This window comes from Vibrio sp. AH4, from assembly GCF_030710545.1.
In the GTDB taxonomy this organism is placed as follows: Bacteria; Pseudomonadota; Gammaproteobacteria; order Enterobacterales; family Vibrionaceae; genus Vibrio; species Vibrio metoecus.
Map to the genome: position 1 here is coordinate 1,191,918 of NZ_JALAIV010000001.1, position 14,468 is coordinate 1,206,385.

The 14,468-nt window shown below is 48.6% G+C and carries 12 protein-coding genes and 10 tRNA genes; 15 read left to right on the plus strand and 7 right to left on the minus strand.

The features are described 5' to 3' along the window. Positions 1-38: 38 nt before the first annotated feature. A complete protein-coding gene (locus MKA69_RS05635) occupies positions 39-533 on the minus strand; it encodes an Rsd/AlgQ family anti-sigma factor (RefSeq protein WP_000245192.1) in 495 nt (164 codons plus the stop codon). Between the two features lie 177 nt (positions 534-710). On the opposite strand from MKA69_RS05635, the gene nudC reads away from it, so the two are divergent. From nudC to MKA69_RS05655, 4 genes are all read left to right on the plus strand, one after another. Further along, positions 711-1,487 (plus strand): NAD(+) diphosphatase, encoded by a 777-nt coding sequence (nudC, locus tag MKA69_RS05640; protein WP_162233355.1) that lies wholly within the window; start codon positions 711-713, stop codon positions 1,485-1,487. A gap of 255 nt (positions 1,488-1,742) precedes the next feature. Further along, complete coding sequence (gene hemE / locus MKA69_RS05645) at positions 1,743-2,813, plus strand: uroporphyrinogen decarboxylase (RefSeq protein ID WP_009355161.1); 1,071 nt, start codon at positions 1,743-1,745, stop codon at positions 2,811-2,813. Positions 2,814-2,907: 94 nt separating this feature from the next. Then, positions 2,908-3,543, plus strand: a complete 636-nt coding sequence (locus MKA69_RS05650) for a TetR/AcrR family transcriptional regulator (RefSeq protein ID WP_055030474.1) — start codon at positions 2,908-2,910, stop codon at positions 3,541-3,543. 86 nt (positions 3,544-3,629) lie between these two features. Beyond that, positions 3,630-4,589: a DHH family phosphoesterase gene (locus MKA69_RS05655; protein ID WP_305847659.1), complete on the plus strand. Its 960-nt coding sequence runs from the start codon at positions 3,630-3,632 to the stop codon at positions 4,587-4,589. Here the strand turns inward: MKA69_RS05655 and MKA69_RS05660 are convergent. The 6 genes from MKA69_RS05660 to rsgA all read right to left on the minus strand — a co-directional run bounded on the left by MKA69_RS05660 (position 4,586) and on the right by rsgA (position 12,252). Beyond that, positions 4,586-5,734 (minus strand): murein hydrolase activator EnvC, encoded by a 1,149-nt coding sequence (locus MKA69_RS05660; protein ID WP_095476579.1) that lies wholly within the window; start codon positions 5,732-5,734, stop codon positions 4,586-4,588. The genes MKA69_RS05655 and MKA69_RS05660 overlap by 4 nt on opposite strands. 165 nt (positions 5,735-5,899) lie before the next feature. Next, entirely contained in the window at positions 5,900-7,432 is a 1,533-nt protein-coding gene (gpmM, locus tag MKA69_RS05665) for a 2,3-bisphosphoglycerate-independent phosphoglycerate mutase (RefSeq protein ID WP_305847660.1), read from the minus strand. A 142-nt stretch (positions 7,433-7,574) separates the two neighbouring features. After that, positions 7,575-8,462, minus strand: coding sequence for a DMT family transporter (locus MKA69_RS05670; protein ID WP_305847661.1), 888 nt, complete (start codon positions 8,460-8,462; stop codon positions 7,575-7,577). 152 nt (positions 8,463-8,614) lie between these two features. Continuing rightward, on the minus strand, positions 8,615-10,030 hold the full coding sequence (locus MKA69_RS05675) for an SLC13 family permease (RefSeq protein WP_305847662.1): 1,416 nt from the start codon (positions 10,028-10,030) through the stop codon (positions 8,615-8,617). Positions 10,031-10,237: 207 nt separating this feature from the next. Beyond that, positions 10,238-11,095, minus strand: coding sequence for an archaetidylserine decarboxylase (gene asd, locus MKA69_RS05680; RefSeq protein WP_055030472.1), 858 nt, complete (start codon positions 11,093-11,095; stop codon positions 10,238-10,240). Between the two features lie 95 nt (positions 11,096-11,190). Then, positions 11,191-12,252 carry a small ribosomal subunit biogenesis GTPase RsgA gene (gene rsgA, locus MKA69_RS05685; protein ID WP_305847663.1) on the minus strand — a complete coding sequence of 354 codons (1,062 nt, stop codon included), beginning with the start codon at positions 12,250-12,252 and terminating at the stop codon, positions 11,191-11,193. Positions 12,253-12,377: 125 nt separating this feature from the next. Here rsgA and orn point away from each other — a divergent pair, with 125 nt between their 5' ends. The 11 genes from orn to MKA69_RS05740 all read left to right on the plus strand — a co-directional run bounded on the left by orn (position 12,378) and on the right by MKA69_RS05740 (position 14,461). Next, positions 12,378-12,923 carry an oligoribonuclease gene (gene orn, locus MKA69_RS05690; protein ID WP_305847664.1) on the plus strand — a complete coding sequence of 182 codons (546 nt, stop codon included), beginning with the start codon at positions 12,378-12,380 and terminating at the stop codon, positions 12,921-12,923. 158 nt (positions 12,924-13,081) lie between these two features. After that, positions 13,082-13,157 (plus strand) — tRNA-Gly (locus MKA69_RS05695). Between the two features lie 34 nt (positions 13,158-13,191). Further along, positions 13,192-13,267 (plus strand) — tRNA-Gly (locus MKA69_RS05700). A gap of 33 nt (positions 13,268-13,300) precedes the next feature. After that, positions 13,301-13,390: transfer RNA gene (locus MKA69_RS05705), tRNA-Gly, on the plus strand. Positions 13,391-13,424: 34 nt separating this feature from the next. Continuing rightward, positions 13,425-13,500, plus strand: a tRNA-Gly gene (locus MKA69_RS05710). Between the two features lie 158 nt (positions 13,501-13,658). Further along, positions 13,659-13,734: transfer RNA gene (locus MKA69_RS05715), tRNA-Gly, on the plus strand. 39 nt (positions 13,735-13,773) lie between these two features. Next, a tRNA-Met gene (locus tag MKA69_RS05720) sits at positions 13,774-13,850 on the plus strand. 34 nt (positions 13,851-13,884) lie between these two features. Beyond that, a tRNA-Gly gene (locus MKA69_RS05725) sits at positions 13,885-13,960 on the plus strand. 186 nt (positions 13,961-14,146) lie between these two features. After that, positions 14,147-14,223, plus strand: a tRNA-Met gene (locus MKA69_RS05730). A gap of 42 nt (positions 14,224-14,265) precedes the next feature. After that, positions 14,266-14,342, plus strand: a tRNA-Met gene (locus MKA69_RS05735). A gap of 42 nt (positions 14,343-14,384) precedes the next feature. Then, positions 14,385-14,461, plus strand: a tRNA-Met gene (locus tag MKA69_RS05740). Positions 14,462-14,468 lie beyond the last annotated feature (7 nt).

Below are 14,468 nucleotides of genomic sequence, written 5' to 3' on the forward strand. Positions count from 1 at the left end.
TCAGGATGAGCAAGCTCACTCAAGGATGCACGGAGCGATTAAGCGCCAGGAGGTACAGCAAGGCTATCGGCGATCAACTGGATTAAATGATCTTCGAGAGAGAAACGAGCTTCAAGCACTTCACCCACTTCGGATAAATCGCGATCTAAATCGATCAGCTCATCATATTCACTGATGGTGGCGTACTGATCGTTAAAGTTGAGTAGCGGCTCAGTCGTGGCGACGATTTTTGCGTAAACCTGATTAATCTCATCGGTGGCTTTAAAACCGGTAGCTTGCCATTTATTCATGACCATGTCGTAGATCTTGAAATGACCTTCAGAAATGTAGTCCACCAATTCTTGGCAAAAGTACAGCAAAGCCTGCGGAGAAGGGAGTTCTGATACGGCAGTCTTATTAGCACAAGGCTGTAGAGCTGCCAGCTTACAATACTCAACGATCACATGTTGTCGTTTGTCCAACCAGTGATCAATGATCTCGTTCGAACCGCCCCATTGGTCTTGAGTGTTTTTGAATCTTTTTAGCATGACCATGTCCTCATGATCGGATCGTCACTGACGATCGTTCCTTTGCCTTCTTAGTAATATCAATAAGATATCACTACTGCCCTCACAAAAAGTTATAGTCAATAATTCTTGTGCTGACAAATTGTGGTGTGAATTTAGATTGCCAGTAAAATGATCCGACTGCAAGCAATCAGGAGAAGCAGAGTGGAAAAGAGTGACGGCAAGAACGCTTATTGGTGTGTTGTTTCAGGCAGCGATCTTTGGCTGGTGGATGGTCAAATCCCTTATGGCTGTGCAGAGCAGTGGGATCTGCCGCAAGATAAGGCGATCTTAGTGGATCGTTACCAAAACTCCCCTGTCTACTGGCTGAATGCCGCGGATATTGAACAGGATCGTCCGCTCAGTTCATTACGTGAGTTATTGGGTGTGGATGAGGCGCTGTTTCTTGCTGCAAGCAAAGCGGTGCAATACGGACATATGAGCCAAACCATACGTTTTTGTCCACAGTGTGGGGGGCGCAACTACCTCAATCATCAGCAACTGGCAATGCAATGCCACGATTGCCGAACGCTGCATTATCCGCGTATTTTCCCCTGTATTATTGTGGCCGTTCGCAAAGAGAAGCAGATTTTATTAGCGCAGCACCCACGCCATCGTAGCGGCATGTATACCGTGATTGCTGGGTTCGTTGAGGTTGGTGAAACGCTTGAGCAGTGTGTGGCTCGTGAGGTACGAGAAGAAACCGGAATTGAAGTGACCAATATTCGCTACTTTGGCAGCCAACCTTGGGCGTTTCCATCGAGTATGATGATGGCGTTTCTCGCTGATTATCGAGGCGGTGAGCTTAAGCCTGATTACAGTGAATTGAGTGATGCCAACTGGTTTGGTATGGATAATCTTCCGCCCGTTGCGCCACAAGGTACCATCGCTCGCGCGTTGATTGAGCAGACATTGGTCAATATTGCCCAAGATCATCACTAGAAAATGGCAAAAAAAACCCTCCGGTTAAGGAGGGGGTAAGTAAGATGTCGTTATGAGATGCTGAGTCGAAGACCCAGTTTATGATTATAGTTTTCGCTAGCGAACAAATTTTTAACACCGTTAAGGTTTGGACGCAATTTAAGCATTGATTTATGAGTTAATAACTTGATCCCGCTTGCAAAGCCAACCGCTTTTGTGGGACAAACGGTGTTAGAATACGCGCAAAGTAAAGCAGCCGAATAAGTGGAAATCACCATGACTGAATTAAAAAATGATCGTTATCTGCGTGCTCTGCTCAAGCAGCCAGTCGATTACACCCCTGTATGGATGATGCGCCAAGCAGGTCGTTATCTTCCTGAATACCGTGCCACTCGCGCTCAAGCGGGTGATTTTATGGCGCTGTGCAAGAATGCTGAATTGGCTTCTGAAGTCACACTCCAGCCGCTGCGCCGTTTTCCGCTCGATGCGGCAATTCTGTTCTCTGATATTTTGACTATCCCTGATGCGATGGGGCTTGGGCTACGTTTTGCAGCGGGTGAAGGTCCAGTGTTTGATCGCCCTATTACCTGCAAAGCGGATGTCGATAAAATTGGCATTCCCGATCCAGAGGGTGAATTGCAGTATGTCATGAACGCGGTGCGTCAAATTCGCAAAGATCTGCAAGGTGAAGTGCCGTTGATTGGTTTCTCTGGCAGCCCATGGACTCTCGCCACGTATATGGTTGAAGGGGGCAGTTCAAAAGCCTTCACCAAGATCAAAAAGATGATGTACAGCGATCCTGCCGTACTGCATGCGCTGTTAGATAAATTAGCCGATAGCGTGATCAGCTACCTGAATGCTCAGATTAAAGCGGGCGCTCAAGCGGTGATGGTGTTTGATACTTGGGGTGGCGTGTTAACACCGCGTGATTACCAGCTGTTCTCTTTGCAATACATGCACAAGATTGTGGATGGCTTGATTCGTGAAAATGACGGTCGCCGTGTACCAGTCACGCTGTTTACTAAAAACGGTGGTATGTGGTTGGAGCAGATCGCCGCGACTGGCTGTGATGCTGTAGGTTTGGATTGGACGATCAATATCGCCGATGCCAAAGCTCGCGTGGGAGATAAAGTGGCACTGCAAGGCAATATGGATCCTTCCATTTTGTATGCTCCAGCCCCACGAATTCGTGAAGAAGTGGCGAGTATTCTGGCTGGTTTTGGCCAGGGTGATACAGGGCATGTGTTTAATTTAGGTCACGGTATTCATCTTGATGTGCCGCCTGAAAATGCGGGTGTATTTGTTGAAGCGGTGCATGAGCTTTCTAAACCTTACCATCAAAAATAATCCGTTAAGCGTCTGCAGGTCAGACGCTTTTCACATCTTGAGCCCAACTGTTTTATACTTCGGTAATCGAAACAGATAGATGAAGCGAATCATGATGAAAACCAAGGATCGCATCGTGCATGCTGCGCTTGAGCTGTTTAATCAGCAAGGTGAGCGCAATATCACGACCAACCACATCGCTGCTCACATTGAGATCAGCCCAGGTAATTTGTACTACCACTTTCGCAATAAGCAGGAGATTGTGCGCGATATATTCGCCCTTTACTCGGCAGAGTTGATTGAGCGCTTTACGCCACTGCAAGGGCAGTATGAAAGCCTCTCTCTACTCAAGCACTATTTGGATTCGATTTTCACGCTGATGTGGAAATACCGTTTTTTCTATGCCAATTTGCCGGAAATTTTGCAGCGCGATGAAGAGTTACACGATGACTATATTCAGGTGCAAGAACGGCTACAGACCAATCTGATTCATATCGTACGTAATTTTGTGAGTTTACAGCTGTTGGATTTGAATGAAGATGAGATGCCGAAATTAGTTCGCACGCTGCATTTGATTGCATCTAGCTGGCTTGGTTATCAATCGGCGATGTCACACAAAACACAGATCACTGAAGAGGTGATTCATCAAGGCATGTTGCAGATGATCTCCGTCGTTAAACCTTGTGCGACGAAAGCCGGGCGTGAACAGCTTCAACTGCTTGAAGAGGGTGTAAAAGCCATGCACGCCTGAGCATGAGTTATAACCAATCTGTCTTGGGCATGCGGTGGATTACTTGCTAATTTTCTTACCATTCCCAAGCCGAAAGGAAGCCATTCGTGGATTACGATGTGTTTAATGGGGATGCCGATGGCATCCTTTCTCTTGTGCAATGGCGCTTAGCGCACCCAAAGTCGACTCAGTTAGTCACTGGGGTTAAGCGTGATATTGCCTTACTGAATCGGCTTGAGGTGACGGCAGGTGATCAGCTGGTGGTATTGGATATCTCCATGGCTAAAAATCAGCTTGGCTTGCAGCGTACGCTACAAGCGGGAGTCAGTGTTTTTTATGTCGACCATCATCAGCCCGGCGATATTCCTGCCCATTCTGCACTGCAAGCGCATATTGATACCGATGCGAATGTTTGTACCGCGCTGATTATTGATCGTCTACTCGCGGGACGTTTTCGTGACTGGGCGATTGCGGCTGCGTTTGGTGATAACTTACACCCTGTTGCACACACTCTGGCTGAGGGAGCGGGATTCGATGCTGCGCAAACCGCAGAGCTTTGTGAATTAGGAACGCTGATAAACTACAACGGCTACGGACGTGAGGTGTCTGAACTGCATTTTGCGCCCGATGCGCTTTATCAAACTTTATTGGCTTATGGCACGCCATGGGCAGTGCTGGCTGATCTCAACTCGCCTTTCTACCAGCTACGCAGCGCCTATCAGCAAGATTTTGCTTTTGCCCTTGAGCAACCGGTTTATTATCAGAGCTCAAGTTTAACCGTGGTTATCTTACCCGATTGTGCCGCGGCGCAGCGAGTCAGTGGCGCATTCGCCAATCATCTTGCTAATCAGGATATTCAGCGTGCGCATTTGATCGTGACGTATGCGGATACTCAGCACTACACGCTTTCTTTGCGTGCACCGTTAAGTGATAAACGAGGAGCTGGAAGCCTGTGTGCTCAGTTTCCTTCTGGCGGTGGCCGTGAATCGGCTGGTGGCATCAACCATTTACCCCAAGCACTATTGGATGACGTTATCCAAGTGGTGGAACGATTCTACGCTCGTTAGCGTTGTAACCATTGAGATGGGTTTTCCGCTCGGCTATTGCGGCGAATCTCAAAATAGAGGGCAGGGCGTGATTGGCCTCCGGTATCACCGGCAAGGGCGATCGTTTCACCCGCGATAACTTTATCACCCTCTTTCTTGAGCAGGGTCTGGTTGAAGCCATACAGTGTCATATCACCTTTGCCGTGGTCGAGGAGCACAACCAAGCCATAACCTCGCAGGTACTCGGCAAACACTATCGTGCCCGGATAAACCGCTTTGACCTCTTGACCATAGTTGGCGTCAATGACTAAGCCTTTCCAATCAATCTGTCCAGTTTGGCGTTCACCGAAATTGTGTAGCACACGGCCTTTCAGCGGCCACGGCAGTTTACCGCGTTGACTCGCAATGCCATTCATCAGTACCGCATTTCGTTTGGCGGCTTTGGCGATTTCAGCTTTGAGGCGAGTTTCGTTGCGCTGCAATTCAGCAAGATACACTTTGTCGCCAGAAATGCTGCTCTCGATTTTCTTTACGGTCTGCTTACGCTCAGTTTGCGTTTTGGCGAGCTTGTCTCGCTGTTGGGTCTGCTCTGCCAGTAATTTCTCAATTTGTTCGCGCTCAGCTTGTCTTTGCTGCTGGTTGGCATGCAGATCAGAACGCGTTTTTTCTAACGCTTCGATGGCTTGTGCACGGCTTTTTGCCAAGTGTTGATAGTACTGACTGATGCGATCTTCATCAGCGCTGCGGTGGAAAAACTGGCCATTTGTCAGCGACCGTTGCGTTAGGTAATAGGTTTGTAGTAAGCGTTCGAGTTTTTCGGCTTGCTGCTGTTTCTGATTTTCGAGTGCTTGAATATTGCTGTTGAGCTGAGCAATGTTGCGATTGGCATTCTCAAGATCGTTTTTGGTTTTGGTGATCTGATTTTCGATGCTGTTGATGCCAAGCTCTTGTTGCTTAAGAGATTGCTGTAGCTGATCGAGCGATTTTTGTTGATCCGCTAAGGATTGTTGTTGGCGAGAGATTTCACTTTTTACTCCAGTCAGTTCCTGCTGAGTTGCCGCTCCAAGGTGAGGTGCAACCATAAATAGCAGGCAAGCCAACAAACGATTGGTCAGGTTTTTACCTCGAAAGTCACTGAAAATCGCATGCGGCGCAGTAGGTGTCATTGAGTTTGATCTGGAGTTAGTGGATTAAAAAGGGTGATTCAGTATACCCAAAGCTTGGCAGGTGGCGAGCCTGCGATGTCAAAAGTTTGCAATTCTCATCGCACTTGATGGGAAAAAGGTATAAAAAAGCCCTGAAGATTCAGGGCTTTTATCACTAAGCTAGCCTTAGCTAAATAGCACTTGGCCTGACATGTCTGCAGGAATTTCCAGATCAGACAGCGCCAACATGGTTGGAGCCAGATCAGACAGTTTACCGTTGTCTTTCAGGCTGATCGCTTTGTTACCAACATAAATGAGCGGTACTGGCAGGCTAGTGTGCGCAGTGTGTACACCACCCGTTTCTGGGTCGATCATCATTTCCGCGTTACCGTGGTCTGCCGTGATCAGCAGTTGACCATCCACTTCTTTGATGGCTTCAACCACACGACCGATACATTCATCGACAGCTTCACATGCTTTCACTGCAGCATCGTAAACGCCAGTGTGACCAACCATGTCACCGTTTGGATAGTTACAGATGATCGCATCGTATTTACCTGATTTGATCGCTGCTACCAGCTTGTCGGTCAGCTCTTTAGAGCTCATTTCTGGTTGTAGGTCGTAGGTTGCGACTTTTGGTGAAGCAACCAGCTGACGCTCTTCGCCAGGGAATTCATTTTCAACGCCGCCGTTGAAGAAGAAAGTGACGTGCGCGTATTTCTCAGTTTCAGAGATGCGTAGCTGAGTTTTGCCGGCTTTTGATAGCCACTCACCGTAGGTGTTTTCCAGTGATGCTGGGCCAAACGCACACTTCAGTGGGATGTCTGCGGCGTATTGAGTCAACATCACAAAATCAAGCGCTGGGAATGCTTTACGGCTAAAGCCTGCGAAATCAGGTACGAAAGTACGGGTGATTTGACGCGCGCGGTCAGCACGGTAGTTCATGAACAACAGTGCATCGCCATCTTGCATCGCGGCAGACTCTTGGCCCGCTGCGCGGATTTCGGTCGCTTTCACGAACTCATCGTTTTCTTCACGAGCGTAAGCCGCTTGCAGTGCTTCAACTGCAGAGTCACAAGTAAACTCGCCTTGTGCCAGAGTCAGTAGGTCATAGGCTTTTTCAACGCGATCCCAGTTGTTGTCACGGTCCATTGCGTAGTAACGACCTACAATAGAAGCGATACGACCTTTGCCCAATTTGGCAAACAGATCTTGGAAGCGTTTCAGTGACGCTTCTGCGCTACGTGGTGGTGTGTCACGACCGTCAAGGAAGCAGTGCAGGTAGATTTTTTCTGCGCCACGCGCGGCTGCCATTTCTACTGCTGCGTAGATGTGGTCTTCGTGTGAGTGTACGCCACCTGGAGACATCAGACCCATTAGGTGAACGGCTTTGCCAGCAGCAACCGCTTTATCAATCGCGGCAACCAGAATTTCGTTTTGTTGGAATTCACCATCCATGATCGCTTTGGTGATGCGAGTCAGGTCTTGGTAAACAATGCGGCCAGCACCGATGTTGGTGTGACCTACTTCTGAGTTACCCATTTGACCATCAGGCAGACCTACGTCCATACCAGAAGCAGAAATCAGAGTGTGAGGGTTGTTCGCCATTAGGCTATCCATCACAGGTGTACGCGCATTGTTGATCGCGTTATTTGCGTTGTCTTCGCGGTAACCCCAACCATCTAGGATCACCAGAGCCATTGGCTTCTTAGCTGACATAGTTCTAACCTCGTCAAAATCAAAATAACTGAAACGTAAAATTAGCGTAATTTTACTACAATCTAGACGCTTTGCATCCGGTTAAGATCAATGATTCTCTCTATCAATGCAAGTAAATGTAGCCTATTGATCAAAATCGGTTTTAAGACACCAATAAGCTGGTACCAGTAACCGCAACGATAGCCCCTAACCAAGCATAGCGGTTTGGGCACTGTTTGGTGTAGATCCAAAGCAGTGGCAGCAGCATGATCGGCGTAGTGGAAGAAAGTAGGGCGACCATACCGACATTCCCCTCACGCAGAGCGTAGAGGATCAGCGTCATACCAACCGCCATGGCAATAAAGCCGTTGAGTGCCGTGACCAAAAAGATATTGAGCGTGATGGTTTGTGTAGGACGAGCAATGCGCGCGCCGGTTAAACGCAGTAAAGAGTGCGCCGCAAAGGCGGTGATCATCCGCATCGCAGAGGCAGCAACCGGATCGATCTCCGTTTGCATCACGGGTTTAGCAATAATGCCACCTAGGGCTTGGCATAAAGCGGCGGTTAAGCCGAGCCCAATCCCCGCCCACACACTGCCATTGATGCTATCCAAACTAGGCCCCGCTTGCCCGCGGCGACCAAAGAAAATTGCCATCAACACGCCGCTGAACACTAAGGTTGAGCCCAATAGTTCTTGCTTAGTCATGCTTTCACTAAACAGGAAATAACCGAGCACGGCAGAAAACACCGCATGACAGGAGAAGAGTAAGCCGGACTGTCTTGGCCCCATGCGATTCAGACAAGCAAAAAGCGCGGTGTCACCGATAAAAATCCCAATAAACCCCGACAACATCATGGCTGGAATTGCACTGCTGTGTACGGTTAACCAACCTCCGCTGAAGAGGGCAATGCTGGTTAAGATGACGGAAGTACACCCCATACGCCAGCGGCTATAAGCAAAAGAGCCGAGGTGTTTCGCGGGCGTGATAGAAAGTAAACTGGCGATAGCCCAAAGACAGGCTGCGGCAAGTGCCAGCCATTCGTAACCCATTGCGTCATCCTTGCAGTTGGGAGTGATGAGGGCACTCAATATGCCATTAAGCGATCAGGAAGACAAAAGCAATTTTAGTGCGATTAGAAGGTTCACAGCTTGCCATCTCTAGAGTGATGACAAGCTGTGAAAGAGAGGGGGATAGCGGTGCTTTATCCGAGTAGGAATACCATAAGATAGACGATGCCAAGCCCAATCACCCCAATGACTAAGCCCGTTTTGGCCATATCTTTGCTTTCGATAAGCCCCGTTGAGTAAGCAAGCGAGTTAGGCGGTGTCGAGACGGGTAAAATCATCCCCAGTGACGCGGAAAAAGCCACCACGACTAACAATGCTTGTAAGCCGCCGACTTGTTCAAGGCTACTCATCGAAGTGCCAATGGCTGCGGCAATCGGCATGATCAAGTTGGCAGTGGCGGTGTTAGACATAAAGTTGGCCATCAGCCAGCACACCAGTGAAAGGGCAATCACAATCAGCATGGGTGAGAGAGATTGATAATCGATGGCATGTGCTAACGCTTGGGCGAGTCCCGTCTGTTCAAGGCCGATGCCAATCGCGATCCCACCGGCGACTAACCAAAGCACATCCCAGTTGATCTGTTTCAGCTCTTCTTTGCCCATGATGCCAGTGAGGGTGAACACGGCCAGTGGAATAATCGCCACTACATAAGTGTTCATACCGTGCCATGTAGTAGTCATCCACAGCACTATGGTTAAAGCAAACGTGATGTAGACCAGTATGGCTCGCCAGCCGCGTTGAAATTCGCCTTTGAGTTTCAAGGTCATTGTGGCTTGTGAGGAGGGGAAAAGCTTTTGCAGTAAGAACCAAGCAATCGTCAGCTGTACCAGTACAAACGGCAATCCCATCATCATCCATGACAGAAAATCAATGCTGTTTGCTCCAGTTAAATACTGCAATGCAATGGCATTAGGTGGCGTGCCGATCGGGGTTGCGATGCCCCCTGTGTTGGCTGCAATCGGAATGCACAGCACCAGAGCTTTGATGCCTAAATCCCCTTTGGGGGCTGAGGCAACAATAGGACCCAGCAGCGCCAACATCATCACGGTGGTCGCTGTATTGGACATAAACATTGAGAAAACCGAGGTAATCAACATTAAACCGAGCATGATGTATTTAGGCTGGTGGCCAAAAGGTTTGAGCAACACGCGTGCTAGGTTGTTATCCAATTCGTATTTAGATGCGGCGATGGCTAAAGCAAAACCGCCCATAAACAAAATGATAATGGGAGAGGAGAAGGCACTGAAAATATCGGTGTATTTAAGGAGTTCACCGAGCGGATGATGCGGATCGGGCACTCGAAAGCCATGCAAACCTTTATCGGAAATCATGACGAGCTCAAGGGCAATGATCAGGATCGACGTGGCAAACACAGGAACAGGTTCCAAAACCCACAGTAGTGCGGCAAGAAGAAAAATGGCGAGTAAACGGTGTTGAACCAAGGTGAGATCTTGAATGGGGATCGCATCAATCGGCATCAATAGTACGCCCAACGGCAGTAAGAAACAGATCAGGAGTTTGACGAGCAGACCTCGTTCCAGTGTTGGCATTGGCACTTCCTCTTCGCTGGATTGAAAGCCTAGAGTAAGCGATTGAAAAATAGGGGTCTTAGAGGGCGGTTAAATTTTTATCTTTTACAGTGGATGACAGTACAGATGTGTGGCGAGCTTCAAAAGACAACATCCCAGCCGAAGCTGGGATGTTGAGTCTTCCTACTTGAACCCGCAGCGGTGTTGGCTGCAACTCCAAATCGTATATTAAGCTTGGTGTGCGTAAGGCTCACCCATACGAGTTGGTGCACTCAGCACCATGCTGTCATCAAAGCGAATGGCTTGTTTGGCAAACAGGTTGATCACGGTGGAGCCCAGTTTAAAGCGACCCATCTCTTCGCCTTTTTTCAGAACCACAGCTTGGTTGCCGTTAGCTGGGTAGTCCCAACGATACACGGTGTTACCACGTGGCGGAGTCACGGTGCCCGCCCAAACCAGTTCAATACTGCCGACAATTGTGGCGCCAACCAGCACTTGTGCCATTGGGCCAAATTCAGTATCGAAAATACACACCACACGCTCATTGCGAGCAAACAGGTTCGGTACATTTTCCGCGGTCAGAGGGTTCACAGAGAATAGATCGCCCGGTACGTAGATCATTTGGCGTAACGTGCCATCACAAGGCATATGTACGCGGTGGTAATCACGTGGAGAGAGATACAAAGTAGCAAAATCCCCATCACGGAACTCTTCCGCAAGTTTGGCATCACCACCGAGCAGTTCTTGGGCTGAAAACGTGTGGCCTTTCGCTTGGATCAGTTTGCCGTCTTCGATAGCACCAAACTGGCTCACGCACGCATCGGCAGGATGAGTGATCACCTTTTCGCCTTCCGCGATAGGGCGCACGCCAGCTTTTAGCTCACGCACAAAAAATTCATTAAACGTCTTGAAGTGGGCCGGATCAGAGTGCAGTGCCTCGTCCATATTGACGTTATATTGCTTGATGAACCAGCGGATGATGGCCGTGGTTAGGCTGCCTGCCCGCGCAGACGCCAACTTGCCAACCAAGCGGGTCAGGCCATGTTGTGGAATCCAATATTGCAGTCCAACTTTAATCTTATCCATGGTTTACATTCCAATACATTAGTGATGGGCGCGAGATGTTACTGAAAATCACGCCTTCTGTCAGTAGATGCTCTAAACTTGCTAACAATTTGCTCTTATAGATCGGCTTTTTTGCTGCGCGAATACTGTCGATTGGCTTTGTTTTCCGTCATGCTCAGCACAATACGATGGTAGTTGTCGAAACGCATCGCGCTGATTTCGCCTTTTTCTACTGCGGCACGCAGCAAGCAACCGGGGTCATCCCCATGTTTGCAATCACGGAATTTGCAGCCACCTAAATAAGGGCGAAACTCGACATAAGCTTTGGTGACATCATCGGTTTCTAAATGCCATAAACCAAACTCACGCACTCCGGGAGAGTCAATCAAATTACCGCCACTTGGAATGTGATAGAGTCGAGCGGCGGTGGTGGTGTGTTGGCCTAAACCAGACGTTTCAGAAATCGCGCCTTCTTCCACATCGTCTTCCAGCTCAGGAAGTAGTGCATTGACTAAGCTAGATTTACCAACCCCCGATTGACCGACAAACACGTTAGTGCGATCGCGCAGTTTCACTTCAAGATCTGCAATCCCTTCACCGGTTTTCTTACTGACGTACAGCACGTCATAGCCAATCGCGCGGTAATCATTTAACCATGTGGTGTATTGCTCACGCAGCTCGGGGCTAAGCAAATCAATTTTGTTCAGCACGATGAGTGGAGCAATGCCCAAGGTTTCAGAGGCGATCAAGTAGCGATCAATAATATTCAGAGAGAGCTCTGGCAATACGGATGATACGATCACCATTTGATCCACGTTTGCCGCAACGGGCTTGAGGCCATCGTAATAGTCAGGGCGTACCAAGATGGAGCTGCGTGTTTCGACTGCCTCAACGACACCAGAAATTCCCGCAAGCGTTTCTGCGCCGGGACGCCACAGCACTTTATCGCCAGACACGAGGCTTTCTATACCACGGCGCAGGTTACAGCGATGAATTTCGCCTGTCGCTGGGTCTTCAATATCGGCATGTTGGCCAAAGCGAGTGATCACCAACCCTTGTTGAGCATTGCCCAATAAGGTTTCATCCCAAACGATGGCTTCTTCTTGCTTGAGTTTCTTATTTTGGTTGTGTCTAACTCGGCGAACTTGACCGTGTGTGAGCTTTTTCTTTTTTGCCACAGTGTTCTACTTACTCTCTGCTGGATATTAAATGGCGTACCAAATCTCAATTTGATACGTATCCTGTCGATCTGAATTTGGGTATAGTACCTCTTTTGTGAATAAACCCCTATAGGCGCACTACTATGTCTTTTAGCGACCAGAATCTGATTTGGATTGATTTAGAGATGACAGGACTCGATCCTGAAACGCACAAAATCATTGAAATGGCGACCATTGTTACTGACAGTGAGTTAAACATTTTAGCTGAAGGCCCAGTGATTGCGATTCATCAACCAGAATCAGAACTCGCCAAAATGGATGAGTGGTGCACCACCACGCACACAGGCAGCGGTTTGGTTGCACGAGTGCGAGCCAGCCAAGTCAGCGAAGAACAAGCGATCGATCAAACCCTGGCATTTTTAAAACAATGGGTTCCGGAAGGGAAATCGCCAATTTGTGGTAACAGCATTGGCCAAGATCGACGTTTCCTTTACAAGCATATGCCGCGCTTGGAAGCGTACTTCCATTATCGTTATATTGATGTCAGCACCATCAAAGAGCTGACTCGCCGCTGGCAGCCTGAAGTGCTAAAAGAGTTCAGTAAAACAGGTAGCCATCTTGCTTTGGATGATATTCGAGAGTCAATTGCTGAGCTTCAGTTCTATCGTAAGGCGGTATTCAAGATCTAATATCGGGTATTCAATGCTATAAAAAGAGCAATTATTCGACATCTTGCATGCTTTTTCGGCAAGCGAAAAAAAAAAGAGTTTTTTTCACGAGAAGCTCTTGCATCACAAGAAAATGCTCTTATAATTCGCAGCCCTAAACGACGGAAAACGTTGTTGATGCGACACTAGCTCAGTTGGTAGAGCGCAACCTTGCCAAGGTTGAGGTCACGAGTTCGAACCTCGTGTGTCGCTCCAAATTGATAGTTGTCATCGTACTTAACGATGAAATGCGACACTAGCTCAGTTGGTAGAGCGCAACCTTGCCAAGGTTGAGGTCACGAGTTCGAACCTCGTGTGTCGCTCCAGATTTAAGTTGTCATCGTACTCAACGATGAAGTGCGACACTAGCTCAGTTGGTAGAGCGCAACCTTGCCAAGGTTGAGGTCACGCCTTTTGTTTTAAAGAAGGGAACCTCGTGTGTCGCTCCAAATTGATAGTTGTTATCGTACTTAACGATGAAATGCGACACTAGCTCAGTTGGTAGAGCGCAACCTTGCCAAGGTTGAGGTCACGAGTTCGAACCTCGTGTGTCGCTCCAGATTTAAGTTCTCATCGTACTCAACGATGAAGTGCGCCACACTCGCTCAGTTGATGAGCAAACCTTGTCAAGGTTGAGGTCACGCCTTTTTTGTTTTAAAGAAGGGAACCTCGTGTGTCGCTCCAAATTGAAGTTGTCACCGTACTTAACGATGAAATGCGACACTAGCTCAGTTGGTAGAGCGCAACCTTGCCAAGGTTGAGGTCACGAGTTCGAACCTCGTGTGTCGCTCCAGTTTTATAGCCCTTATCGTGCTTAACGATAACATACGGACGCGGGGTGGAGCAGCTTGGTAGCTCGTCGGGCTCATAACCCGAAGGTCGTCGGTTCAAATCCGGCCCCCGCAACCAAATCTCTCGTAGATGCAGTTGCATCGCGACAAATGCGACACTAGCTCAGTTGGTAGAGCGCAACCTTGCCAAGGTTGAGGTCACGAGTTCGAACCTCGTGTGTCGCTCCAAGTTAATAGTTTCATCGTACTTAACGATGAAGTGCGCCACACTTGCTCATTTGATGAGTAAAACCTTGCCAAGGTTGAGGTCACGACTTTTTGTTTTAAAGAAGGGAACCTCGTGTGTCGCTCCAGTTTCTTGCATACCACAGAAAACTGAAGAAAAGATTTATTGCGTCTAGCGATATATACGGACGCGGGATGGAGCAGCTTGGTAGCTCGTCGGGCTCATAACCCGAAGGTCGTTGGTTCAAATCCAGCTCCCGCAACCACATTTAAAGCCCTCACTGTGCTTAACAGTGACACAATACGGACGCGGGGTGGAGCAGCTTGGTAGCTCGTCGGGCTCATAACCCGAAGGTCGTCGGTTCAAATCCGGCCCCCGCAACCAATTTAAAAGCTCTCATTGTGCTTAACAGTGAAACAACATGGACGCGGGATGGAGCAGCTTGGTAGCTCGTCGGGCTCATAACCCGAAGGTCGTTGGTTCAAATCCAGCTCCCGCAACCAATTCTTT

Excerpts from the sequence above, each read along its gene's own strand:
- MKA69_RS05635 (WP_000245192.1), bottom strand. The coding sequence starts at position 533 with ATGGTCATGCTAAAAAGATTCAAAAACACTCAAGACCAATGGGGCGGT.
- hemE (WP_009355161.1), top strand. The coding sequence starts at position 1,743 with ATGACTGAATTAAAAAATGATCGTTATCTGCGTGCTCTGCTCAAGCAG.
- MKA69_RS05650 (WP_055030474.1), top strand. The coding sequence starts at position 2,908 with ATGAAAACCAAGGATCGCATCGTGCATGCTGCGCTTGAGCTGTTTAAT.
- MKA69_RS05660 (WP_095476579.1), bottom strand. The coding sequence starts at position 5,734 with ATGACACCTACTGCGCCGCATGCGATTTTCAGTGACTTTCGAGGTAAA.
- gpmM (WP_305847660.1), bottom strand. The coding sequence starts at position 7,432 with ATGTCAGCTAAGAAGCCAATGGCTCTGGTGATCCTAGATGGTTGGGGT.
- MKA69_RS05670 (WP_305847661.1), bottom strand. The coding sequence starts at position 8,462 with ATGGGTTACGAATGGCTGGCACTTGCCGCAGCCTGTCTTTGGGCTATC.
- MKA69_RS05675 (WP_305847662.1), bottom strand. The coding sequence starts at position 10,030 with ATGCCAACACTGGAACGAGGTCTGCTCGTCAAACTCCTGATCTGTTTC.
- asd (WP_055030472.1), bottom strand. The coding sequence starts at position 11,095 with ATGGATAAGATTAAAGTTGGACTGCAATATTGGATTCCACAACATGGC.
- orn (WP_305847664.1), top strand. The coding sequence starts at position 12,378 with ATGTCTTTTAGCGACCAGAATCTGATTTGGATTGATTTAGAGATGACA.